The organism is Microcoleus sp. F10-B2, assembly GCF_036704965.1.
Classification (GTDB): domain Bacteria; phylum Cyanobacteriota; class Cyanobacteriia; order Cyanobacteriales; family Microcoleaceae; genus Microcoleus.
In genome coordinates, this window is the sequence record NZ_JAUBTB010000019.1 from 63,855 (window position 1) to 85,417 (window position 21,563).

17 protein-coding genes and 2 pseudogenes are annotated in these 21,563 nt (G+C 45.3%); 6 read left to right on the forward strand and 13 right to left on the reverse strand.

What is annotated here, in order from left to right; translation table 11 throughout:
• Positions 1-548: 548 nt before the first annotated feature.
• The 7 genes and pseudogenes from QUA99_RS10035 to QUA99_RS10060 form a co-directional block, all read right to left on the reverse strand.
• Positions 549-1,994, reverse strand: coding sequence for an adenylate/guanylate cyclase domain-containing protein (locus QUA99_RS10035; RefSeq protein WP_333236023.1), 1,446 nt, complete (start codon positions 1,992-1,994; stop codon positions 549-551).
• Positions 1,995-2,063: 69 nt separating this feature from the next.
• Positions 2,064-2,408 carry a slr1659 superfamily regulator gene (locus QUA99_RS10040; protein WP_333236024.1) on the reverse strand — a complete coding sequence of 115 codons (345 nt, stop codon included), beginning with the start codon at positions 2,406-2,408 and terminating at the stop codon, positions 2,064-2,066.
• Positions 2,409-2,454: 46 nt separating this feature from the next.
• Positions 2,455-3,033, reverse strand: a complete 579-nt coding sequence (locus QUA99_RS10045) for a DUF6272 family protein (RefSeq protein WP_333236025.1) — start codon at positions 3,031-3,033, stop codon at positions 2,455-2,457.
• Positions 3,034-3,109: 76 nt separating this feature from the next.
• Positions 3,110-3,871, reverse strand: a pseudogene (locus tag QUA99_RS10050) (PP2C family protein-serine/threonine phosphatase); the annotation flags it as partial.
• 180 nt (positions 3,872-4,051) lie between these two features.
• A complete protein-coding gene (locus tag QUA99_RS33095) occupies positions 4,052-4,279 on the reverse strand; it encodes a HAMP domain-containing protein (protein WP_333343248.1) in 228 nt (75 codons plus the stop codon).
• Positions 4,280-4,306: 27 nt separating this feature from the next.
• Positions 4,307-4,783 carry a hypothetical protein gene (locus QUA99_RS10055; protein ID WP_333236026.1) on the reverse strand — a complete coding sequence of 159 codons (477 nt, stop codon included), beginning with the start codon at positions 4,781-4,783 and terminating at the stop codon, positions 4,307-4,309.
• Positions 4,784-4,894: 111 nt separating this feature from the next.
• Complete coding sequence (locus QUA99_RS10060; RefSeq protein WP_333236027.1) at positions 4,895-5,314, reverse strand: hypothetical protein; 420 nt, start codon at positions 5,312-5,314, stop codon at positions 4,895-4,897.
• A gap of 525 nt (positions 5,315-5,839) precedes the next feature.
• On the opposite strand from QUA99_RS10060, the gene QUA99_RS10065 reads away from it, so the two are divergent.
• Complete coding sequence (locus QUA99_RS10065; RefSeq protein WP_333236028.1) at positions 5,840-6,418, forward strand: hypothetical protein; 579 nt, start codon at positions 5,840-5,842, stop codon at positions 6,416-6,418.
• Positions 6,419-7,102: 684 nt separating this feature from the next.
• A complete protein-coding gene (locus tag QUA99_RS10070) occupies positions 7,103-7,585 on the forward strand; it encodes a TerB family tellurite resistance protein (protein WP_333236029.1) in 483 nt (160 codons plus the stop codon).
• A gap of 465 nt (positions 7,586-8,050) precedes the next feature.
• Here the strand turns inward: QUA99_RS10070 and mnmA are convergent, their stop codons facing one another.
• A complete protein-coding gene (gene mnmA / locus QUA99_RS10075; RefSeq protein ID WP_333236030.1) occupies positions 8,051-9,142 on the reverse strand; it encodes a tRNA 2-thiouridine(34) synthase MnmA in 1,092 nt (363 codons plus the stop codon).
• 115 nt (positions 9,143-9,257) lie between these two features.
• On the opposite strand from mnmA, the gene QUA99_RS10080 reads away from it, so the two are divergent.
• The gene (locus QUA99_RS10080) at positions 9,258-10,910 is read left to right on the forward strand and encodes an NAD(P)H-hydrate dehydratase (RefSeq protein WP_333236032.1); all 1,653 of its coding nucleotides are present in this window, start codon (positions 9,258-9,260) and stop codon (positions 10,908-10,910) included.
• A gap of 269 nt (positions 10,911-11,179) precedes the next feature.
• On the forward strand, positions 11,180-11,710 hold the full coding sequence (locus QUA99_RS10085; RefSeq protein WP_333236033.1) for a peptidoglycan-binding protein: 531 nt from the start codon (positions 11,180-11,182) through the stop codon (positions 11,708-11,710).
• A gap of 405 nt (positions 11,711-12,115) precedes the next feature.
• Here QUA99_RS10085 and QUA99_RS10090 read toward each other — a convergent pair whose 3' ends face one another.
• The 4 genes from QUA99_RS10090 to QUA99_RS10105 form a co-directional block, all read right to left on the reverse strand.
• Positions 12,116-12,589, reverse strand: coding sequence for a TerB family tellurite resistance protein (locus QUA99_RS10090; RefSeq protein WP_333236050.1), 474 nt, complete (start codon positions 12,587-12,589; stop codon positions 12,116-12,118).
• A 107-nt stretch (positions 12,590-12,696) separates the two neighbouring features.
• A complete protein-coding gene (locus QUA99_RS10095; protein WP_333236035.1) occupies positions 12,697-14,622 on the reverse strand; it encodes a M61 family metallopeptidase in 1,926 nt (641 codons plus the stop codon).
• Positions 14,619-15,299, reverse strand: coding sequence for a Crp/Fnr family transcriptional regulator (locus QUA99_RS10100; RefSeq protein ID WP_333236036.1), 681 nt, complete (start codon positions 15,297-15,299; stop codon positions 14,619-14,621). Before QUA99_RS10100 ends, QUA99_RS10095 begins: the two co-directional genes overlap by 4 nt.
• A 163-nt stretch (positions 15,300-15,462) precedes the next feature.
• Positions 15,463-16,347, reverse strand: a complete 885-nt coding sequence (locus QUA99_RS10105) for an inositol monophosphatase family protein (RefSeq protein WP_333236037.1) — start codon at positions 16,345-16,347, stop codon at positions 15,463-15,465.
• A gap of 352 nt (positions 16,348-16,699) precedes the next feature.
• Here QUA99_RS10105 and QUA99_RS10110 point away from each other — a divergent pair, with 352 nt between their 5' ends.
• Positions 16,700-17,752 (forward strand): glycosyltransferase family 4 protein, encoded by a 1,053-nt coding sequence (locus tag QUA99_RS10110; protein WP_333236038.1) that lies wholly within the window; start codon positions 16,700-16,702, stop codon positions 17,750-17,752.
• Between the two features lie 123 nt (positions 17,753-17,875).
• Here the strand turns inward: QUA99_RS10110 and QUA99_RS10115 are convergent, their stop codons facing one another.
• Entirely contained in the window at positions 17,876-19,801 is a 1,926-nt protein-coding gene (locus QUA99_RS10115) for an alpha-amylase family glycosyl hydrolase (RefSeq protein ID WP_333236039.1), read from the reverse strand.
• Between the two features lie 375 nt (positions 19,802-20,176).
• On the opposite strand from QUA99_RS10115, the pseudogene QUA99_RS10125 reads away from it, so the two are divergent.
• A pseudogene (locus QUA99_RS10125) lies at positions 20,177-21,532 on the forward strand (NB-ARC domain-containing protein).
• Positions 21,533-21,563: the final 31 nt, after the last annotated feature.

The window sequence follows — 21,563 nt, forward strand, 5'->3', positions numbered from 1 at the left end:
TCAAAAATCCGCCCTTTTAATCGCTGTCACTCGCTCGGACATGATATGAAAGTTTATTTGACCGTGCAATTTAAAGGCGCATTAGCTTAGGAATGAGAATTAAATAACTTACATTTTTGATGGTTCTTGTGGGATGGGCGTCCCGCCCGCCCTTTCTGGACGGGCGGGACGCCCATCCCACAAATATGTGTAAATTATTTAATTCGCGATCCTTAGCTTTTTGTGGAACAGGTAGTCGGGATTTGTTAAGCAAGAATGGTGCAAGATGTCAGATGTAACCGGCGGATTTGAAATGAGTCAATCGATTTGAGATTTGAGATTTGAGATTTGAGATTTGAGATTTTAGCATTGATCCCACGGATGAATCCGGGGGCTTGTATCCTGGATGCTTTCGGTCATAAGTCATAAATCACCCTAAAAACGGATACTTGCTTTCCGACAGGAGTCGTAAGCAGCTCAAAATTTTAGACTCTTGTTCAATATCCCCGATTCATCTGTGGAGTAAATCTCAAATCTCAAATCTCAAATCTCAAATCGACTTACTTGATTTAAATTCCTTTAAGGAGCGATCGCCAATCCCGACAGCGTTTCAGGTAAATGCGAGCTACCCGATCGCTCGGATTTGTCCGCAAACATTCCTCAAACAATTTTCCCGCTTCTCGGAACTCCTTGCGATCGCACAGTAACATAGCTTCATTATATACAGACAAATTTGCTAGCTTTGCCGACAAAATTTCCGGCGGATCTGCATCAAATACCTCATAAACTACCACATATTGAGATTTTCCTTTTACTTGTACTTTATCCACAATCCGAATAGCATAATCTGCCGGATTTCGCAACCGTTCCAAAGTCTGCTGAGAAATTAACAGAGGTACGCAGTAATCTTTGGTCAATCCTTCAATGCGAGATGCCAAATTAACAGCATCGCTAATCACAGTGCTGTCCATTCGGCTTTTACCCCCAACTGTTCCCAGCATCAAAGAACCCGAATTGATGCCAATCCCAATTTGAATCGGGATGTAGCCGACTCTTTGACGGTGTTCGTTGTAATCATTCAGGATATTTAGCATCGCAATACCCGCTTTCACTGCATCATCTGCATAGTCGCTAAACAAAGCCATAATTGCATCGCCGATGTATTTGTCAATAAACCCGTTATTGCTAGTAATTGCAGGCTCCATTCGCGAAAGGTAAGCATTGATAAATTTAAAATTTTCTTGTGGAGTCATAGTTTCTGAAAGCGTCGTGAAGTCGCGAATATCCGCAAACAGTACCGACATTTCCTGCTGTACTTGGTCGCCTAAGTTGACATCTATAATACTTTCATATCCCAACAAATGTAGAAATTGATGTGGCACAAATCGCCCGTAGGCATCAGTTAAGTCTGATTCGGCATCCAGGGATTTTTTCAAATTTAGATGGCGCTCAGCTTCAGCTTCTTTGCGTTCCGTGACATCTTGAAAAACTGCGATCGCAAAAGCAACTTTGCGACCCTCGTCAAAAATTGGCGTTCCCCAAATCTCAAGGGGAACTTTCTTGTGGGGTTGATGAATTTCCAGATCCTCAGCCGTCGCGTTTTCGCCCCTCAAAGCTCGGACGATCGGCAAATTCTCGAAAGGGTAAATAGTCTCAGTTCCGGCAAGATAAATTTGATAACTTTCTGACAAATCCTCAACTGCATTTAAGGGCAAAACCCCTTGACCGAGTAACTGCTGTCCGGCGTGATTGACGTAGTAAGGTTTGCCTTGAGAATCCAGCACTAGCACGCCTATCGGAATCGCTTCGAGAAATTGAGCCAGCTTGATTTCGCCTTCGCGTACCGCCTCGAATGCGCGAGAACGCAACTCAGTTTCAACCGTATCGGAATGTTCAGCAGTAGTTTCCAGCAAGATTTCCAGATCCGCTTTTTCCTCCTTCAAGTCTTTCACTTGCTGGCGCAATCTTTCTATCTCTAAAAGTAGCTGTTCTCTAGATGGTTGTTCTTCCAGCATAACTCGAGAATTTGCGCCTTGACTAACAAAAATTGCTCAACAGCTCGCACCCTAAAAGTAATCGTGTTTCTATAGAAATTCCACCTGCAAACCAGGCATCAGACGCTGGAAATTCCTCAAAGATTTACCGTGCCAAGCTATGCCTTGAGAGCCTTGTACCGCCATTTGCACCCTGGCTGTTTTGCGAACCTCGATAATAAACTTCGATAGCATATTGATGCCAGAACTGTTCAAAAATTCTAACTGCTGCAAATTGAGGGTAATTTTCGTCGGTTCCACGTCGGCAACGTTGGTCAGGAACTGCGCTATCGGCGCGTACTCTCCAGGCCCGCTCAGCCTTAGAGCTCCAATAAAAATCACGGTTGCCGTTGCTGGATCGTAACAGATCTGGTAATCTTCTGTATTAATTTCCATAGCCACAAAAAAAAGTCCCTTAGATATTATCGATCGCCCGCGTTGCTTATACTGTTAATTGCACCATAGTTGTCACCGCAATTACTTCCTGGTTTTTGTACACGGTTTGGAATTTCCAGCCAAGTTTGGCGGTATAATCGGTGAGCATGGTCAAGAAACCCAATCCAGAATTGGTACAGTTGTCGTCTGCAGCATTTTTTTCCAACCGCTGAAGGTAAAGTTCGCTGGGTTCGGAGGTCAGCAACTGCTGAATATAAGCCTGAAACTTGTCCATAGCTTGCGGAGAGATGCTGTTAGCAACTGAGAAAATCACTCGGTCGCTCTGTAAGTGCAGTTTAATGTCGATCGGGTACTCCGAGGTTTCATCATTAAACTTCATCGCATTTTCTAATAACTCGTTAGCAATGTAGCTAACAGCGCTTTTTATTTCAGCTTGTCTTTCAAGGGTCGAGGGGTCGTCTTCAGTGCCCGGAAAAAAAGTCGTCAAGTAGTCAGCTAGAAAATCCGCCGACAAACCGTTGTTCCGCCACCGCTGCTTGAGAGGAACCGAACTCGGAGAAAATCCAATTATTAAGTATTCTTGGCTAGCTGGCTGCTCGATGAAATCGCCGAAAATCTGAGTCATATCGATGTCAGAGCTAAAGTTTGAGATGAGGGGATCGCTGAATATATTTTAAACTTTAAAAGGGATATCCAAGTAGTTATTTTTGTTTGAGTACCAGCAATGTGATGTCATCAAAAACTTTTTGTTCGCCGATGTGCGATCGCACGTCCTTAATTACAGCGTGCCTGATTTCGGCAGCCGAACACTGCCAATTAATCTGTACTACCTCAATTAACCGCTCTAAACCGTAAAGCACTTTATCCATATTTTGAGCTTCCGTAATCCCGTCAGTGTACAGCACTACCACATCTCCTGAATGCAACTGCACAATTGTTTCAGCAACAAATTCAGCAATATCTGCATCCAAGCCGATCGGGAAACCCAAATCGATTGTATCAAACCGCTCTACACAACCGTTAGACCGCACGACAATCATTTCTTCGTGTTGGCCGCTCAACTTCAGCATTCCTGGCTGATAGTCTAGCAAAGCAAGGCTGGCGTTTTTATCGGATTTCATCCGCTGCACGTTATCATAAATTACACTGTTAATAACGCTTAAAAATTTCACTGGATCGGGTTCGTTGTAGGCGAGCAAAGTTCGTACTGCCGTTTGCACCATAATCATTAAAACGCCGCTCTCCAATCCATGTCCCGTCACATCGCCAATGCCAATTTTCACTTGACCTTTGTGCTGGAGTACGTCGTAATAGTCGCCGCCAACTTCCTCAGCAGCCTCCATAAATCCCGCAATATCTAAGCCGATAACTTCCTTGAGTTCTCGATCTTTAGGCAGCAGCATCTGCTGAATTTTGCGAGTAACGTCTAGTTCGGCGCTCATTCGCACATTTTCAGATTTTAGGATCGTCAATTAAATAATTTCCCTTTTTTCTTGTGGGATGGGCGTCCCGCCCGTCCCCGATAGACGGGCTACGAGAGCCCATCCCACAACAGTCATGAAAAGTGGATTTTATTTAATTCTCATCCCTTAGGCGATCGTTGAGAACAGTAATTTCTTGATTTGCACTAACTAATACCAATTTTAAACGAAATAACAGTATTCTTGTTCGCCCCGCAATGCAGCGGGTGGGCTAGGGGGGGTCGAAGAGTGTTGCACGATTTTAGAGAAATGGTATAAGGCATCGGCAATCTTGTTAAACGCACCTACAACTTGCCCCATTTCATCTCTGTTATCCAAAAGAATTTTGTGGTCTAAATTGCCACTTACCATCTTTTTTGACGTTTCGTCAAGAACAAATACAGTTTGCATAACTGCTCTGTAAAAAGACAAAAATAGCTAAATTACGATAACTAATATTATCAACAATAAACTGCAAATAAATTGTTTTATGTTAACAAAAATATAAATCAGGTGTTGAGAAAAAACTAACTCATTTACAGTTTTATACCCGAGTTGAAAACTTGCATTTAATGCTAAATTGCTCCCAGTGATATAGGCGTAATATTTTATCGATACAGTTTGATATATTGTTCGATCTAGTTGCTTAGTTAGCTGCTTAACAAGAGAGTTTATTTTTTTTAAATTATGTGTTAATTTCGGTCGCATATTCCCCTGAGGATTATTGCTAAATGCTATTTCCATAGCAATCGCCAAATCCTCATTGATTTCTATCAATCGGCTCGAAAGAGTAATTAATTGCGCTCTTTCCTCTGGTGTGGCATCGGAACGCACGCTAATTTTTTGAGAAATTAGTCTGATTTGTGACAAGATTTTTTCCATCTCTGGAAGCTTCAGCAAAGTAGCATTTATCAAATAATAGGTATCTAAATCTGGGTGGCAAATCAGATTAGAAGTATCCCCAACGCTAGCGCTCAGTCTATCAATGTCGCCAGCTAAACGCCGATATAAAAAATCGTAGGTTTCTCAACTCCAATGGTTGCGGTAAAGTTTAAAGTTTTGCCAATCTTGATGAATTTTATTAAATTTTTTACTTAAAATTAATATGTTTCCAAGCTGGCGCTGGGTATTTATCAGGGATTGAAAGTTCGCGTCTATCTTAGCTTCTAAATCTGCTCTCGTATCTGGTAGGCTTAAATTTGTATTTAAAGGCTGATAATTTAAGAGTTGAAGTTGCGGTATGTATTCCCTAAAGTGGCGGAGGGAGCGCAGGTATTCATTACCGTAGATTTCTTTTTGGGCAAAATTAACCGTGCTATTAATTTCGGAAATCAGCAGGTACATGGCCAAAGTTAACGGTATTGCAAATAGAAAACCGATCGGGGTAAATTTTTGAGGATAGCTCAGCCGATTCATTAAATGGATTCCCAGGGATTTTCTGTTCATAATCGAGAGATTTCAAAAATTTTGTACAAAAAAAGTAGCGTTTGCTACTAAAGTATTTTGCGGGACGATCGCTCTTGAAAACCCGAATGGTACAATTAATCAGCAATAGCTGGCTTAATTTCTAATGCGTTTTCGTCCTGTTGGAACAAATTTTGCGACATCCCTGTGATATCCTTGGCTCAGCTCGCCTCCCACAGTCTAAAACACCTTTAGCAGCTTTAGAACGATGAATAGTCCTTTGTACTGAGATTTTATGCCTGAATTAGATGTTTTTAAGAATATTTACTTAAGCATAAATTTTTTTTAATACCCCGAGACTAACAGTAAAAATTAAGTAATAACTGGGTAGTGCAAGTTTCCTGAAACACAAGTGCCCGCAGCGAGTAGAAAATACTTGCGCCGCACCAGCAGTCAAGTCGGTTCTGCCCAAAGGAACCAACAGCACCAGCAACAGTGTCTAAATAAGTATCTGCAGTTGAGTGTTCAGGAGCGATCGCGCATTGTGTAAAGTGAGGCAGAGGGCATATGATGAAACGAATCTCCAAAAATAACTCTCAAAACAATCAAAACCGAGACCAAAAGCAGCCCAATCCTTTAATATTGGCTTTGGTACTAACAGGAATTCTGGCCTGGGAAATGTATCCGGCGCTAAGACACACCGCAGCAGCTAACGCAGGCGCTCTCAAACTTTCCCTCAGCCAGTTGGAGAGCCAACCGCAGCAAATCGCGCAGCAATTTTCCGCCGCGATGCCCCAAAAAATCAGCTCTTCGGTATTTGCACTCAACAGTCTAATTTCCGAACCGGGCAATTTGGCCGAGGGTACGCGCCAAAATCCCCCGAACCAATTGCCCGCAACTGTAGCAGCAGCAGTTCGCCAAAACTTGTCGCGCCAAACTGGCATTGCTGCTGACAAGTTGAAAGTAACTGAATCGAGCCGACAAAGTTGGTCAAATACTTGTTTAGGACTCGCAAAAGCTGATGAAATTTGCGGTCAAATGATTGTCGAAGGTTGGCGGGTTGTGGTTTCTGATGGCAGCAAAACTTGGGTTTACCGCACTAATGCTAGGGGAAATGTGTTGCGCTTGGAAAAGAAAGTTAGGTAAATGTACCCCTGTGAAATGAAAAATAAATTTCCTTTTGGAACAGGCTTTCGGGCCTGTTCCACAAAGAGCAAGTTTTCTTGTGAGGTGGGGGTCACGACTTAAAACCCTCTTATCGGGGTGCTCTGATTCACAGTTGTCGGAGCAATCAGCTTAAAAAAAGCAGTATGATTAATGACGCTCGCTCTTGTCGATGGATGGCAAAGCCTTTGAAGTATGGCTCTTCCGTACTTAGGATCGCGAATTAAATAATTTACACTCTTGAAAGTGGGGTGGGCTCTCGTAGCCCGCCCTTTCTGGACGGGCTACGAGAGCGCATCCCACAAGAACATCACGCATTGTAAGTTATTTAATTCTCATTCCTTAGTGTGCTCGCGTTAGCTTAAATTTTTCCTCAAAGCTCTGCTAGGCAAAGCTTTAAGATTATTTACATCTGCTTGCGCACGAGCCAACTTGCTCAAATCGGGGCGATTGCCTTGAAATCCCAGCCAGCTATGGTGTAGGACACCAGAAAACTAATAATTTGGTACACCAAGCACGGCAGAGCCATCTTTTTTGAAGTCACTCTACTCAAAACCTTGCCTAGCAATCCTTTCAACCTGCTTGTCACCCCGTAAAATTCTAAATAGGATTCAAAAGACACACTCAAACAAACCCACAGCAAATTAGTTTATAGGAATAAAACTCATGTCTGACATCAAAAAACTTGGTTCGTCGTGGATAATGAATTGGTTCTTTGGTTTTAACCAGATTCCTACAGATGAGGATTCTTGCATTTATATGAAATCTGTTTTATGTTGTGCTAAAGCAGATGGAGTTCTCTCAAAAGAAGAAAAAGATTGGGCTCTTGGATTCTGTGCATCTTGGGGAGTAGCAAACTGGGTGATCGAAGAGCTAAAAACATATGAAGGGGATGAAGCTATAGAAGAAGTGATTGCTCGCTCTCCTCAAGTATCTATGGCACAAAGAGATATACTTCTCACTGCAATTTGGGTTTGTGCTGCTGATGGAGAATCTCACGAACAGGAAAAGGCAAAAATTCGGCAAATGGCTTCTATTTTAGGGGTAAAAGAAGAAATAGTAGACCAGTTAGAGCAGCTACAACAAGAAGAATTCGCACTACACCAAAAGCGCATTAAGCTCTTATATCCTGACAAGAGCCCCTATTAATGAATCTCTGAGCAGGCGAGGCAATCAAAAGACCCCCGCAACGCTGACTGTGGTTGCAGGTAGTTCTATAGCTTGCCCTGCCGTGAATGCCCAATTGCTGAATACCTATTTCTCGCATTTCATTCGTAGTGGTTGGCTCGATTTAGCCCAAAATTAGCGAACCGGAAGTGCTGTTGAGCTGTTGGTAAAGTTACTGTAATATCGTGTCCGGTCGATGAGCTTTAATAAAAACCGTTGGCAGGGGCGGGTTTACAGATATCTTTTTCTGTGCGGGAACACTATTGATAAACCCGTGGGCTTCTTGGAACAGGCAAGATGCCTGTGAAGCGAAGAGTGAATTTTCTTGTGGGAAGTTTCTTGTGGGCTTCTTGGAACAGGCAAGATGCCTGTTCCACAAAGAGTGAATTTTGTTGTGGGAAGTTTCTTGTGGGTAGTAGGGGTTGGGCTTCTAGTCCGTCCCTTGCTTTAATTTGGGAGTTGGTTTCTTTCGATGATGCCGCCGCCCAACAGCACGTCTCCGTCATACCACACAGCCGCTTGTCCGGGGGTAATGCTCAACTGCGGTTCGTCAAAAATCAACTTAACTCTTGTACCGCTGACTTTTTCCTCTGCTTGGGATGGTTCCACAGGAATAATTGTAGCGGGGACGGGGCGCGATCGATATCGAATCTGTACCTGAGCCCGAATCGGAGCCATCGGCGCAGCCACAGAAACCCAATTCACTTTCTGGACTGTACATTCAGATTCTACTGCCAACTGTCGATCGCCCACAATTACCCGATTGCCAGCAGCATCAAGTTCAATCACGTACAGCGGTTCCGCAGCAGCAATCCCGAGTCCCTTCCGCTGGCCGATGGTGTAGTGGTGCACGCCGTCGTGCTGTCCGAGCACCCGCCCTGACTTGTCCACAATGTCACCCTTTTGCGGCGCAATGTACTTGTCCAGAAAAGCCCGCATCGAACCGTTACTTTCCACCAAGCACAAATCCTGACTTTCCGGCTTATCAGCAGTTTTCAAGCCAAATTCCGCCGCAATTCTGCGAGTTTCTGTTTTGGTAATTTCCCCCAAAGGAAATTCCGTACCCGCCAACAAATCCTGTGTTAGATCGTACAAGAAATAAGACTGATCTTTCGCAGGGTCGATCGCCCGCAGCAACTGATAGCGACCCGTCTCAGCATCGTAACTAATCCGAGCGTAGTGCCCTGTAGCAATTTTTTCAATTCCCAGTTCTTCGCGAGCATACTTGAGCATTGGGCCGAACTTCACAGTTTTATTGCACTGCGAACAAGGCAGAGGTGTAACTCCTGCACTGTAACCCTCCACCAAATAATCAATAATACTTGCCTGAAAGACCTCGCGGCTGTCAACAATGTGGTGGGGAACGCCCAAATCTTCGCAAATTTTAGCTGCATCGACCATTCCCTCAGAGCAGCACTGACCTTTGCCCTTCATCAACCACAGCGTTAAACCCACCACTTCATATCCCTGATGGTGTAAAATTGCGGCTGCTGCGGAACTATCGACCCCGCCGGAGAGGCCTACAACAATCTTGTTCATGGTTGGAGAGAAATTGCTATTTTACTGTGAGTTAGTTCGATCGAGCTAATTTATTATACCACAAAGATACTACAACTTGCCACTGCTGCTGTTAGCTGAAATTTTAGCACTTAATATGACTATTCAAAAATTTGTTGTCACCGCCGACCAAATGCGGCAAATAGAAACGAGAATTTTTGCTGCTGGAATGCCAGTCGCAGCTTTAATGGAAAAAGTCGCGGGACTGATTGCTAGACGCATTCAGGAGCTTTTGAAAGGGGAAGGAAGTTCGGCAACTAGCAGTGTACGGGATTTAACGGACAGAAGCAAAAGGGAACAAGGGAAAAATCTTGTTAATTCTCAATTGCCAGTTATCGGCGTATTGGTTGGGCCGGGACACAACGGCGGCGATGCTTTGGTTGTTGCCCGCGAATTGCACTTTCAAGGGTTCCAAGTAGTTATTTACTGCCCGTTTTCTAAACTCAAAGAACTCACAAAAAATCACGCTGATTATGCGCGCTGTTTAAATATTCCATTTGTTGACAAAATTGACCTGCTGAAAAACTGCGATTTCCTCGTGGATGGTTTATTTGGGTTTGGATTAGAACGAGAAATTAATAACGCTACGGCCGCAGCTATTGACGAAATAAATAATTTAAACATCCCCGTTTTTAGTATAGACATTCCCTCTGGAATTCATACAGATACCGGAGAAGTTTTGGGAATGGCAATCCGGGCAAAACATACATTCTGCTTGGGTTTGTGGAAACAGGTATTTCTGCAAGACAGAGCGTTAGAATATATCGGCAGTTCCGAATTAATTGATTTTGATATTCCCGCAGCAGATATTGCAGCAATATTGGGCGAAACGCCAGCAATACAACGCATTACAAAAGCCTCGGCAACTCAGCATTTGCCGTTACCCCGATCGCCAATTTCGCACAAATACACCAACGGTAACATACTAATTATTGCAGGTTCCCGCCGCTACAGCGGAGCCGCAATTTTGTCTGCATTGGGAGCAAGAGCAAGCGGCGTAGGAATGCTGTCAATTGCCGTTCCTGAGTCGATTAAACCGATGTTGAGCAGCCAGTTACCAGAGGCGTTAGTTATAGGATGTCCCGAAACCCAAAGCGGTGCAATTAGCGAGTTGCCAGTAGCAATTGATTTGGGCACTTATGATGCGATCGCCGCAGGGCCAGGTCTGACATTGGAAGCGGCAATAGCTGTAGAATCTGTACTGGAGAGCGATCGACCTCTGGTGTTAGATGCTGACGGTTTAAATATCCTCGCTCAACTCGGCACAGTCCCGATTTTGTCCGAACGCTCAGCACTGACAATTATCACGCCTCACCCGGGGGAATTCAAGCGTTTGTTTCCCGAATTAGCCGACGAAACTGGCGATGATAGAATTGCGGCAACTCAAGCAGCAGCTCAGCTTTGCGGTGCAACGGTATTGCTTAAAGGAGCTAGAGTTTGCATAAGTTGGAACGATGAGGGCGATTCCCTAGGGGATAGCTGCGCTTCACGTACCATCACCTACCTCAATCCCGAAAGCACCCCAGCCCTCGCCAGAGGCGGCAGCGGCGACGTTCTCACAGGCTTGTTAGGGGGTCTATTAGCAACTGCGATCGCCCGCAAATCCCCCCCCGAATTAGTGGTACCCACAGCAGTTTGGTGGCACGCTCAAGCTGGAATCATGGCTGCCAAAGAACGGACGGAATTAGGAGTAGATGCCTTTACTTTGACACAGTATTTAATTCCAGCTTTGCGAAAATTTGCGGAGTAAACAATCAACAGTAGTTGGTAGGGTGCGTACCCCGCATCTTTGTATTTTTTAGGGTGTGCACCGCGCACCTTACCCCTTAGTTTGTAATGACAACGAAAGTCCTCATAAAAATATTACAACTTGCATTCCTTACGACAAACCAACGTGTAACTCAAACGAGTGACACTCACATGAGTGACACTCCAAAAAGTGACTGTGTACTCACAAATCCCCCAAGTTATACCTGAAATATCAAACACCAAAACTTACATCTTGAGAGGAACCACCTTATGTACACCGAAGAAAGAAGCTTGAACAATGAAACTATGGCTCTCGTCGCCGATACTACTTCTCAATCAACTCTGGCATTTGCTGAAACCACGGGAGTAAACAAACCCACTTTACAAATGGGTTCAACAGGCCAAGCTGTCAAGGAACTACAACAGCTTTTATATCATTGGGCATATTATTTCGGCCCGATTGACGGTATTTTCGGCGTCCAAGTTCAAAACGCGGTCAAAGGCTATCAACACCGCGTCTTTTTAAAAGAAGATGGGATTGTCGGCCCTACCACTTGGGAAGCACTATACTCTGGTGCACCTGTGAATATGCCGATCGTTATGAAGGGCAGTTCTGGTAATGCTGTTAAAATTGTTCAGAATGTCTTGAAAATCAATGGATACTATTTCGGTGCGATTGACGGATTCTTCGGGGCGATGACAGATGTAGCAGTGCGACAATTGCAAATCAGCAAGGCTTTACCGCAAGATGGAATTGTCGGCTACAGAACTTGGCACGCCCTCAGCAAGTTACCGCACTAATCAGGGGTTGGGTTAACTTTAATCATCGCCAAAAATCGGTAGCTCAATTAGGGATTTAGGCTTTGCCTAAGTCCCTAATTATAGTTAAGGGGAATGCTGGGCACGTCCAGGGCGATCGCAAATTCTGTTACCGTTCCCGGCGATGAAAAATATGCTCAACTTCCCCGTGTTTTTTTGTTACTATATCGTAGGAAACTGGGACTCACAAACCGGTTTATTTCCCTTCAGCTTTATTTATAAATAGTTGCACTCATAAAAATATTATTTTGATACTTACCTAACAAGACTTAGGCATAGGAGGCTTATTCCCGGTTTCTACGAAAAATTCGAGGTTTATTAACGATAAATTTAGGAAAAATCTCGGAAGAAACCGGGTTTCTAAGCCAAGCGCGCGCAAGTCTCGAACTAGCCTTTGATGAACTTTTCTAATTTTTGAGCCATCTTCTCGACAATTCCCGACGAACTATCTCCTGCCGATGCTTCTGCTTCAATACGCTTGACCGCATCCTCTGGAAGATTTAGCAACTGCACTAATTTTTGATAAGCTGCGGCTTCTTCTGCGTTAATTTTTGGTTCGTCGGGAGTGCGAGAACTAGATGAAATCACTTCATAGCCGAGTTGCAAGACTAATTCTTTTTCATCTTGAGTTTCTAGTTGGCCGATCAACTCGTCAAGGGGGATATTTTGCATGATATAATCCCGCAGTTCTTGTTGCATTTGTTGTCCGTCGGTATCTGGGGCAAACAAACCGCAAAAGCGATCGAGCATTAAATTAACTTCTTCTGTCGCGAGTTCGCCGTCAGCCCAAGCCATCGAGGCAACAATTCTCAGCAGATTCATCTGGCGGGGCGTAATTGATGGAGGAGGTGGGGTTTGCATAATTAAAATGGGTAATTGGGAATTGGGAATTGGGAATTGGGAATTGGGAATTGGGAATTGGGCCTGATTCCTTCTTGTCTTTTCTTTCCCCTTCTCCTCCATTTATGTCACAATTTCGATAAAGGAACTCCCAGCCATCCAGTAAAGTTTTGTTTCTGAATAGCAGTGGGCTGTTCGACCGGCACGATCGAGTAACGGGTCGGTCGCGGCGGGGCGAGAGTAACGCGGCAAGTCCGCAGTTCGTCTTGGTGAAAAACTGTCACCGAGACGATATCCCCAGGCTTGAAATCTTTAAGCCTTTCGCCTGCTTGTTCTGCATTTACTCGAAAACCTTCGATCGCCAGCAACTCGTCCCCAGCATCAATTCCGGCCAATTGTGCCGGAGCCCCTACTTCAACAAATTTAACCATTTCCCGCCCGTTTTCCGTTCCCAACGTCCAACCGATGCGAGGCGTTCGGTCAGTTTCATCTACCCAAATTTGCAGCCCGAAAGGTTCGAGATATTTGTTGTAAGGCAACTCTTCTGTGCCGTCTATATAGCGCGCGAAAAAGTCGCTCAAATCGATGCCGGCGACGGACTCGATCGCACTTTGCAACTCTTCGGGAGTAAAGCCTATTTCTGCGGGCAGCGAAGGAGAATTTAAGTCTCCGTTTGATGTCAAATGCGCCGATTTGCCGTCTGTTTCCGACTTCAGGTCAAAATCGCCATTTTGGGCAGAATTAGCATTGCCAAACTGCTGCCACATCAAACGCATCACATCGTCGAGCGAGCGATCGTTGCCGTGTCTGGCTCGAATCAACAAATCGAGCAAAAACGAAACAACTTCCCCTTTCAAATAATAGGAAATCTGCGAATTGTCGCTGTTAGCATCCCGGCGATAAAGTTTAATCCAAGCATCCCAGCTCGACTCGCCCAGAGGCTGCACGCTCCGCCCCGGAGTCGTCTGCAAGCGAGTAATTTCCTTAGCCATACCTTGGAAAAAACCTTTCACGCTGTAGAGACCTGAGCGAAAAGGAATCACCAAATCGTAATAACTTGTAGTACCTTCAGAGAACCATAAAGAAGGAGTGTAATTCTCTTTTTCGTAGTCAAATACTTCGAGAGCTTTCGGTCGAATGCGCTTGACATTCCAGAGGTGAAAAAACTCGTGAGCCACCAACTGAATAAAGCGTTCGTACTTTTCTTTAGCCCGAAAGCCAAAACGCGGATAGTTGAGAGTGCAGCTCTCTTTGTGTTCCAAACCGCCAAAACCAGAGCCGGACAAATGCAGCAAAAACACATAGCGTTCGTAAGGCAAACCGCCGAACATTTTTGCCTCGACTTCGATCACTTTTTGGATGTCTCGAATCGTGCGATCTGGTTCTAAATTGCCTTTTCCCCAAACAACTAGCTGGTGGGGTTTTCCCATTACTTCAAACTCGTACACTTCGTGACAGCCTATCTCAAAAGGACTGTCTGCGAGAGTGTCAAAATCCGCAGCAGCGAAAGTAAGATTTTGGCCGGAAACAGGTGGCAAAGTCGTAACGGTTCGCCATTCGGGCTGAGGCGGCACAACGGTCAGGGTGTAGCAGTGGCGCTCAAAACCGGGCAAGAAAAAGCACAAAGCCGCCGGATTGAAATAACCGTGAGTCGAGTCTAAATGATTGGTTCGCACTGTCAGTTCGTTGGCAAAAATGCGGTAGAAAACCGTGATATCTGACACCGAATCGGTCTCGATTTGCCAGTGATTTTTGCTTTTTTTGCGCCAAGGTAAAGCACGCGCGGCGTAGCTATCCCGCAGGGAATCGCCCGCCTGGGCTCTAAAATCTTGCAGGTGGCGGGCGTATTCTCGAACCAAGTAAGAACCGGGAGTCCAGACAGGCATTTTTAAATCCAGAACAGGCTCCGACCAACCTTGCACGCGCAAAGTCACTTCAAACAGGTGGGATTCAGGATTGGGCATCGCCACCGAATATTGAATTGTCGGTGCTGTTAGTTGCCCCTCACGGTTGCCGGCAGCGGACGAGGTATCCAAACAAGTAACATCTGTCATTGACTTGCCAAATTAATCAAGTGCTTGAGGTTGATCAAATGGATAGTTTGGCGGTCGGGATCGATATTGATCCAACCTTTACTATCGAGTTTTTCCATAATTTTGCTGGTTTCATCTAGGGTGATATCTGTGACATCAGCTAAGTCTTCATAAGGAATATTGAAGATATCTTTGCCCTCAGCAGTTTTCTGACCGTAGTTTTCTGCCAGCTCGACTAAAGTATTTGCTAGTTTAACCGCTGGCTGGCGGTTGCGGAGTTGATATCGGAGATTGGTTTGGCGCAGCCGCCGTACCATCAGTTGCAGCATCCGGTGGTGCAATTGCGGGTCTTTAAACAGGGTTTGGATAAATCGCTGAGCTGTGACGCTGAGCAGCCGCACCGAGGAGAGAGCAAGTACGTCATTAGATCGGGGAGATTCGTCAAGAATTGCCATTTCGCCGAAGAAGGCACCCCGTCCTAAAATAGCCATTGATACAGCTCGATCGTTTGACAAGCGGCGGACTTTGACCCAGCCAGACACGACAAAGTAAATCGCGTTGCCCCAAGAATCCTCCATCACCACAGCTCGGCCCGGGGGATACTCATGCTTGACGGCATTTGATAGCAGCCCTCCCAAGGTTTCTGGGTTAGCACCCTTAAATAGAGGGAACAGCTCACTGAAAGCTTCTGTCTTCATGCAAACTCGCGGAGGTGGGAAATATGATTAGGCGACACCCAACAGCTAGGGAACGATCGATGTTTGGGAACACAAACAATCCGTTGCTCCTTTAATTATTGATGATAAGGGTGCAGAGGTCTGCTTCACGTAAAATCGGCAGATTCTTTAATCTTAAACGGGTTTACAAGCCTGTCACTGCCTGTTGAACTTTGCCCAACAGAGGTTCGATGTAGTCCGGCCAGCCGATCGCGATAGACTGGGTGTGAGCCAGAGTCTCCGGCTCGATGGCATCTGCCGTCCACCTCAGCGGTTGACCTTGCAAGTCGCAACAAACCAATCCGGCTGCTTTTGCTAGAGCCAGAGGGCCGGCGGTATCCCACACTTTAACTCTGCCGTTGAGATACAGGTACAAACCAGCTCGACCGAAGATAACTTCCATCACTTTTAAGCCAAAGCTGCCCAGCGAGTAAAATTCGGCTCCGGGGATGCTTTGGGCGATCGCCCGGGCGTAGTTTTTTTGGTCTTTGTCTCCGAGTACAATTTTACAATTTTCTGCTGTCGGGGCCGGGGGTTTGCACAGGGCGATCGGCTGCGGCGCTTGGGTTCCGACAGTTTGGAACAATCCCCAATCTTTGCCGCCAAAATACATTTGGTCAAAAGCCGGGGCGTAGAGCCAGCCGGCCACCGGGTTCCCTTCCAGCAGCAGCCCCACCATCGAAGCGTAGTGCAGTTTTCCCCGAATAAATTCTTCAGTCCCGTCGAGGGGATCGATGCACCAGAGCCGCTGGTAATTGGCGCGGTAAGCTGCTCTGGAGGCGCTGTTTTCCTCGGTAATCCTGCCGTCTTCAGGAAACAAAGCGCTAAATGCTGCCGATAGTTGTCGGTCTAAGTAGCGATCGATACTCGTCACGTAGTCGTTGGGCCCTTTCTCGGAAACTTCAAAAGGTTGGGCTGCGAGCTTGTAAGCTTCTTGACCGCACTCGCGCATGGTGTAGCGAATTTTTTGGTCTTGCTCTGGAGAAATATACATGAGGTTAAACATAAATGCTTTAGCTAACTTCAGCATAAAAGCTTAAGTCCTTGGAATCGATCGGCCCGTGTCACTGTTTTTGATTCGTACAGGATGTGCGCGCGGGTGTCTATCGACCCGGTTTCCTAACCGTCAGCGCCGTTGCGATAAAAGCCCCAGAAAGGATTCGTGGAACTCAAAAAAATTCACACATCAGGGAGAACCCCCCAGATTTATCTAAAATCTCAAATCTCAAATCTCAAATCTAATGTAGAGTCAAATCTAAAATCTCAAATCTAAAATCTAAAATCGACTGACCGATCGCACCAGCACTTTCAACAGCAGAGGATAGAATCTTCTGAGGTTAGATAATGTTTGCCTGCACCAGGATAATTATAAGGAGAATAGTTTGAAATACCATTTGGCATTAGGTCGCAAAATAGACCTAGATGGAATTGACCGCGATGCACAACTCGGCAAATGCCCCCGCCACGTCCTGCGGGCCCTCAGAGAGAGCTTAAATGCCACCGTTCACGCCCCGGATGGCGAAGCGATATCGTTGAGTGACAAGCTGCGATCGAAAATTTCTTCTAAACCCGAACATTGGGCCGCCGCGCGCAAATTGTCCGAGCAAGTCAGCAGCGACGACGTGATATTTTGTAACGGCGAGGACATTGGCATTCCAGTGGCGGCGGTTTGCGGGGCTAAGCCCGATCGCCCGAAAATTGTTGTACATTTCCACAATATCGATCGGCTGCGCGGCCGCGTCGCCCTGAAACTATTTGGTTTGGCCGACAAAATTGACGTGTTCATGGCTTGCGCCAGCCCTCAAACTGACTTCCTCCGCAGTTATTTAGCTTTACCTGAATCGCGGATTTTAGTGCATCTAGACCAGACAGACACTAAGTTTTTCACACCCGGCCCCGTTTCTGGCGATAAAAAGCGGCAAACGGTTGTTAGCGTCGGATTAGAAAAGCGCGACTACCGACTCTTAGCAGCAGCAACTGCTGACTTAGATGTTGACGTAAAAATTAGCGGTTTTTCTAAAGATGCCAAAGCTTTATCGCAAGCTTTCCCCGATACTATGCCAGAAAATATGTCCCGCAAGTTCTACGAATGGCCGGATTTAGTGCAGCTTTACCGCGATGCAGACGTAATTGCAGTTTGTTTGGCGGACAATAAATATGCTGCTGGAGTGCAGGGTTTGCTAGAAGCAATGGCCTGCAAGCGGCCGGTTGTCATTACTCGAACTCAAGGTATGGTCGATTATTTAGCGGCCCCGGATATTGCCAAAGTCGTAGATGTGGGAGATGCTGAAGGTTTGCGGGAGGCGATCGTCCATTTGCTAAAAAATCCTCAAGAAGCTGAATCTCAAGCGCAGCGGGGCTACGAAATGGTTGTGAACCAGCACAGCAGCGAACCTTATGTCGATGTTTTGGCCCAGAAGCTGCGATCGCTTTAAACTCGTAATATCAGCAACGGGCCGGATGCCCGTTCCACAAAACAGAAACTTGGTTGTGGAACAGGCATCTTGCCTGTTCATTAAAAACTGGTAAAACAGGCCGGAAAGCCTGTTGATTAAAAATCACGACTCCCGTCCACTGGCCCACTTATCCCGCCATTTCACAGTCCCTTCCGAAACTAAAACCCAGCGGCGACAAACCAGATTTTCTCGCAGCGGCGACTGTCCTTCCCGTAGCAGCGCATACTTATAAGAAATCAACTTCCCCGCACTTTCATTAAAAGGAATTTCCCCAAACCAAGTATTAGTATTGATATACTCCAACGGGTAACCCTTACTAATATCCCAATTCCCCAATTCCGGACAATCTCCAATCACCACAATTCTTTCCCCTGGCTGAGTTTTAACGCTGTTAAGCTGCGCCCGCACAATAGTTGTCGCCTTAACTCGCTCTCCGACCCGGCTAAAAATCATTACTTCCCGCGCACCCAACTCTAAATTGTACAGCATCCCGTCTTTAACTTCAAATTTGCGGCGCGATAAAACCTCCGTATGCTCTCCATCAGGCAGCTCAGTATCAACCTCTTCAATTGTAACAGCATTGCCCCGATTCATCGCTACAAACACCACCGAATCGCGATAGCGGCGCACGTAACAATAAACATCCGCAGTTAGATATTTTTGCCACTGACTACCCATCGAAATAGCTGGATTCAGCCGCCGCAATCCAGACAGCAACCGCACATCTCGGTAAATCGGCGAATCAGTATCCCACTTTTCCATCATCGGGCGGTTGTAGGGGTCATTTCCCCCTTCGGTATCATCGTGCAGATACTGTTCGGTGCCGTAATAAATACAGGGAATGCCGCGAGTCGTCATAATTAAACCTATCGCCAACTGCAGCATTTGCGGGTCGGGATTCAACGACTGAAACCTCGGCATATCGTGGTTGTCAATAAAAGTAATTAACTCCGTCGCCCCGTAGTAGCGGTGATCCAAATCCAGAACATCTTGAATTAAGTTAAATCCCGCTTCAGCACCCTGCCCCAAAGCTGCTCGAATTGCCACGCACAGACCAAAATCTAAAATAGTCATCCCCGACTCGTTGACAAATTCCACAGAACGATCGTTTCGAGGATCGCTGTAAATCCATTCGCCAAAAATGAAAACATCAGGTCTGTGTGTTAAAATGTCAGCATTAAATTCCTGCCAAAACCAAATAGGCATATGCTTGACTGTATCAACCCGCAAAGCATCAACACCTCTGTCTAGCCATTGTTTAATTGCTGATTTAATGTAATTGCGGTAGGCAATATTGTTTTCGTTGAAAGTTGCTAAACCCGACAGTTCGCAGTTTTGGACTTGCCATTCATCTTCCCAGTTTGTGACTTCGCCGTAGTGGTGATACCAGTTATCTTCATCGTCGTTAAAGTCAGCTATTTTTACGCCGTCGTCGTAGAGTTCGCCTTTTTTTCCGCTAAAATCAGGGTTGCTGTGATTGCAGACAATATCGAGCACGAGTTTCATGTTGCGCTGGTGCAACTCGTCTACTAATTTGTCAAATACGGTATCTTTAGTTTCTTGTGTTTGGTTGATAGAAGGATTGTCGCCTGTGGCAATAAAGCGGGGATTTAGTCGCTTGAAATCTTTAGTCCAGTAGCCGTGAATCGCCGCTTGTTCGACAAATAATGCTTCTACTTGCTCGAACAGTGGCGTCAGCCAAACTGCGGTAACACCCATATCTTTTAAGTAGTCGAGTTTGTCGATAACTCCCTGCAAATCGCCGCCCCAATATCTGCCCCAATCTTTGCCTTCTGGATCGTAAAGTTCTGGGTTTGGGCCTTCGTTATTTGCGGGGTCGCCGTCGTAAAAACGATCGACTACAATGAAATAAATTGTTTCTTGTCGGAATTCAATGTCTCTGGTGTAGAGGAATTCTAAATCTAGTTCGCTTTCTGGCTTAACTTCTTCTACCAGAGACTCAATTTTTTTTTCTGGTTCGCTAGCTTCGTATTGAGAGGAAGTTTGATTGGGAGTGACTGGTGTCATGAGATGTATTTTTTTATATTGTAAGATTGGTCAGTTATTCGGAGCTAGAGTCGGAGATAGCTTTCCCCTTGGACTGACTTTTACAGCATCATACGGAATTTACCGGTTTAATGAAATCTTCCTTTAGAGAGAGGGCAGACTCATCCTTAAGCATTAGGTGGATGAGAGTTAATATTTAGCGTAATTCTCAATCAAAGAGCCACAGCATCAAGAACCTGCGCTACCAGGCTCAGCCTGGTAAAGAGACAAGGTAGAGTAATTGTGCGATCGTAATTTTTCCCTTCCTTTCATTCCTCCCGCCCTCTATAAAAAATGTTGGGAAATGTTGGAAAATGTTGGGTACAATACAACCAACCCTGACATCTACCAGACTCTATGAACCATAAGGAAATGGTAAAACTCGCAGACGATATGGTGTTTGCCAAAACAGGTAAGCATCTCAATGACTTACAAGAGAAAATCCGGCGCGGGACTTGGCAACATGAGGATTACAACGAGATTGCCAAGGACGTTAACCTCTCTGAGGCTCGTGTTAGAGAAGTAGGAATGGAATTATGGCAAAGCCTTTCACAAGAGTTGGGGTAAAAAGTTAGTAAATCTAATTTTCGCTCCGCAATGGAGAGGCTGCAAATCTCGATATCTTCAAAATATTTTTTACCACAAGACTCTGTTCAAATAGGTTGCCTTAATTATTGTGAAGAAGCAAAAAACCTTACCAATACACCAAATCCACACCCACCAAATCAGGAAACATTTAACACAAAACAAACCAAAACTCTACATCAAGATTTAAGCGAAATGCCAGAATTGGGTGATTTTTACGATCGCACCCCCGAACTCGACACCCTCACCACCTGGATTCTACAACAACGCAGCCGCCCGATCGCGCTCACCGGCATCAGTGGCATCGGCAAAACATCCTTAGCAGTACAACTCGTACAACAAATTAAAGACGAGTTTGAGCACGCAGTTTGGTATACTCTCGACGAATCCCCCAGCATAGATAAATTTCAATCTAACCTAACACAGCTTTTCTCCCAGTCAGAAAACCTAGATTTATCCGCAACAAACCAAAAACGCTTACCGCTGATTAAGTATTTGCAAAAGTATCGCTGTTTAATAGTCTTGGATGACATTCAAAACCTTTTCTGTAGCGGCGAATTAGCAGGAAAATATCAACCAGAATGCGAAGAATATCGCTCCCTATTCAAACAAATAGAAAAATTATCCCATCAAACCTGCTTGATGTTAATCGGTTGGGAACAACCGAGAGAAGTGACTCAAGTTAAAAACCAAAATACTTCTATTCGTACCTTACAAATCAAGGGTTTAGACATCGCAGCCGGACGGGCAATACTCAGAGATTGTGGGTTAGAAGAAAGCGACAACAGTGAAGCACTCATTCACCGGTACCAAGGCAACCCCCTCTGCTTAAAAAGCGTGGGGAATCTGATTGAAGAGTTGGAAATCAGCGCGACAGAATTATTACTAGATGATACCATATTGTTGCCGGAAGATTTGAAAGATATTTTACAGCAGCAGTACGATCGCACTTCCGAACTAGAAAAACAAGTTATGTCATTGCTGGCTCGGGAAAACCAGCCAGTCAACTAGCAAAATTGCTAGAAAAAGGACAAATATCATCATCAGATTACTCAACGCGCTCCAATCTTTATCGCGGCGCTGCTCGATCGAAAACAGGAAAATCTTTACACTCTCCCACCTGTATAGAGGCAGTATATCAAAGGGTTGTAACCAAAAT

Bases quoted from the DNA above. Each gene is read 5' to 3' on its own strand.
- QUA99_RS10035 (WP_333236023.1), bottom strand. From the start codon at position 1,994: ATGCTGGAAGAACAACCATCTAGAGAACAGCTACTTTTAGAGATAGAA.
- QUA99_RS10040 (WP_333236024.1), bottom strand. From the start codon at position 2,408: ATGGAAATTAATACAGAAGATTACCAGATCTGTTACGATCCAGCAACG.
- QUA99_RS10045 (WP_333236025.1), bottom strand. From the start codon at position 3,033: ATGACTCAGATTTTCGGCGATTTCATCGAGCAGCCAGCTAGCCAAGAA.
- QUA99_RS33095 (WP_333343248.1), bottom strand. From the start codon at position 4,279: ATGCAAACTGTATTTGTTCTTGACGAAACGTCAAAAAAGATGGTAAGT.
- QUA99_RS10060 (WP_333236027.1), bottom strand. From the start codon at position 5,314: ATGAACAGAAAATCCCTGGGAATCCATTTAATGAATCGGCTGAGCTAT.
- QUA99_RS10065 (WP_333236028.1), top strand. From the start codon at position 5,840: ATGATGAAACGAATCTCCAAAAATAACTCTCAAAACAATCAAAACCGA.
- QUA99_RS10070 (WP_333236029.1), top strand. From the start codon at position 7,103: ATGTCTGACATCAAAAAACTTGGTTCGTCGTGGATAATGAATTGGTTC.
- mnmA (WP_333236030.1), bottom strand. From the start codon at position 9,142: ATGAACAAGATTGTTGTAGGCCTCTCCGGCGGGGTCGATAGTTCCGCA.
- QUA99_RS10080 (WP_333236032.1), top strand. From the start codon at position 9,258: ATGACTATTCAAAAATTTGTTGTCACCGCCGACCAAATGCGGCAAATA.
- QUA99_RS10085 (WP_333236033.1), top strand. From the start codon at position 11,180: ATGTACACCGAAGAAAGAAGCTTGAACAATGAAACTATGGCTCTCGTC.
- QUA99_RS10090 (WP_333236050.1), bottom strand. From the start codon at position 12,589: ATGCAAACCCCACCTCCTCCATCAATTACGCCCCGCCAGATGAATCTG.
- QUA99_RS10095 (WP_333236035.1), bottom strand. From the start codon at position 14,622: ATGACAGATGTTACTTGTTTGGATACCTCGTCCGCTGCCGGCAACCGT.
- QUA99_RS10100 (WP_333236036.1), bottom strand. From the start codon at position 15,299: ATGAAGACAGAAGCTTTCAGTGAGCTGTTCCCTCTATTTAAGGGTGCT.
- QUA99_RS10105 (WP_333236037.1), bottom strand. From the start codon at position 16,347: ATGCTGAAGTTAGCTAAAGCATTTATGTTTAACCTCATGTATATTTCT.
- QUA99_RS10115 (WP_333236039.1), bottom strand. From the start codon at position 19,801: ATGACACCAGTCACTCCCAATCAAACTTCCTCTCAATACGAAGCTAGC.